This window comes from Pseudoxanthomonas sp. LjRoot204_2 (genome assembly GCF_056175765.1).
Genome location: NZ_JBGFFG010000488.1, coordinates 1 through 2,292, shown reverse-complemented (window position 1 = coordinate 2,292; position 2,292 = coordinate 1). Strand labels below are relative to the sequence as shown.

The 2,292-nt window shown below is 56.9% G+C and carries 1 protein-coding gene and 1 pseudogene; both read left to right on the top strand.

The window, feature by feature from the left end:
* A partial coding sequence (locus tag AC04L7_RS16980) for a TrlF family AAA-like ATPase (protein ID WP_475513487.1) occupies window positions 1–2,010 on the top strand: 2,010 nt, incomplete at its 5' end.
* A 42-nt stretch (window positions 2,011–2,052) separates the two neighbouring features.
* Window positions 2,053–2,292 (top strand): annotated as a pseudogene (locus AC04L7_RS16975) (hypothetical protein); the annotation flags it as partial.

Here is a 2,292-nt window from a genome sequence, read left to right as displayed (position 1 = left end):
CCCTTAAACAGTGGCTTGGTCGCTATCGTTGGTGCCCGCGGCTCCGGTAAGACCGCCTTGGCCGATATCATTGCTGCCGGTTGTGACGCTATTCCGATCGCCGGCTGGGATGCAGACGAGAACTCCAGTGCCTCTTTCCTAGTGCGAGCTCGGGGTCTGCTCGGAGATGCCAGGACCACTTTGAGCTGGGGCGGCGGCGCGATAGAAACCCGCCCCCTGACGTATCAAGATGGCGCGAACGGAGTGACGTTTTCAAAGGCACGCTACCTGTCGCAGCAGTTCGTCGAAGAACTTTGTTCCTCCGCGGGTGCATCGGACGGGTTGGTCCGTGAGATCGAGCGGGTAGTTTTTCAGTCCCATGAGCCGAGCCAAACGGATTTCGCCAGCGACTTCGAAGAGTTGCGGGATCAATGGACCATCCACCTCAAGCAAGCCCGTCAGCGTGAGGAACTGGCAATCGCCCAGCTTTCTGACACGATCAGCGTCGAACTGGAAAAGGAGGCACTGCTCCCAACCCTCAGCACCAGTGTTCAACAGAAGCGTCAGGTCATCGAGGGCTATCTTGTCGATAGAAGCAAGCTGACGCTAAAGGGAACACAAGAGCAAGTGGATCGCCATACTGCGCTGGGTGCCGTAGCCCAAGCGCTCCGAACGAAGGTCCAAAACTTCAGCAATCAGCGCCGGACATTCCTATCGCTACAGAGCGAGGTGGAAGCCACCCGAACATCGGGCGCGCCTGAATTATTGCGTCAGTTGCGTGCCCGTCACGTGGCCAGCGGTTTGGACGAGAACCAATGGCAAGCGTTCTTGTTGGTCCACAAGGGAAGCGTCGACCAAGATTTGCAGAGCTACGTTTCCTGGGCGGACACGGAAATTGCCAAGATCAAGGGCGTCGCCCCACCTCCGCGAGAACCAAACAAGCCTTACATCGAGGCCGATACCAACCTTGCTACCGTATCTTTGGCTGTGATCGACGCCGAGATGGCCCGCCTCGCCGCTTTCTTCAGTGCGGATCAGGTAACGCAGAAGAACTTCACCGCGTTGTCCGATCGCATCAACAAGGAACAAACCGCCCTAACCAACCTGGAACAGCGGCTCATCGATGCGCAGGGAGCATCGGAACGCCGACGGGCCTTGCAGACCGATCGCGAGGCGGCTTACGAACGCGCGTTCCAAGCGATCATCGATGAGCAGGCTGCATTGGAGCAGCTTTACGCTCCGTTGCTGGCCAAGCTCGCCTCTTCATCTGGAACCCTGGGAAAGTTGGGCTTCTCAGTCAGACGCATCGCAGACGTAGAAGCATGGGCCAAGGAGGCCGAGGAACATCTCTTAGATCGCCGCAAGTCGGGAGCCTTCTACGGCGTAGGAGGGTTTACTGCGGTGGCCAAAGCGGCGTTCCTGACGGTATGGGAAAAGGGCACAGCCGCTGACATTCGGGCCGCGATGTCGGCGTTTCTCAGCAATCATTTAAAAGTGCTTCTCTCTCACGCAACGTTCCCCAAAGAACAGCAAGACGAATATCGGGCATGGTTGAAGCGGCTTGCGAGATGGCTCTACAGCACGGAACACATGCGCGTCCGTTACGAGATCACTTATGACGGCGTTGATATTCGGAAGCTTTCTCCAGGCACACGTGGAATCGTCCTGCTCTTGCTATATCTGGCTCTGGACGAAGCAGACGATCGTCCGCTCATCATCGACCAACCCGAAGAGAACCTAGATCCAAAATCAGTCTTTGACGAACTGGTCTCGCTGTTCGTGCTTGCCAAGTCCAACCGGCAGGTCATCATGGTGACTCACAATGCGAACCTCGTAATCAACACGGACGCAGACCAAGTTATTATCGCGGACTCCACCCACGATGGCTCGAGTGGGCTTCCCAAGATTTCCTATCAGTCCGGCGGGCTTGAGTCTGCTGCTATCCGGAAGGCGGTTTGCGACATTCTGGAGGGAGGCGAGTCTGCCTTTAAGGAACGGGCGCGCCGCTTGAGGGTTCGGCTGGAGCGCTGACTCGGCCGGATTTGGCGTCCCATCTGATGAGGAATTGGAAATATGGCGAACCAGACGCTCCCCCTCTTTGAGTTTCTTGACACGGCTAAAGACTGCGCAGAGGCGGCAAGGGCCGCGAACATCGAAGCGCTTAGCCGGTGCGCGGATCTAGATGCCTTTATTGCCCGCTCTACTTCGGCACGGCTCAACATTCCAGTTACAGCGATTCTTAGATTGAGCGCCCGGGCAATGTTTTGCTCCTCAATCAACACCGCACTGATTGGATACCGAGCAGGATTGTTC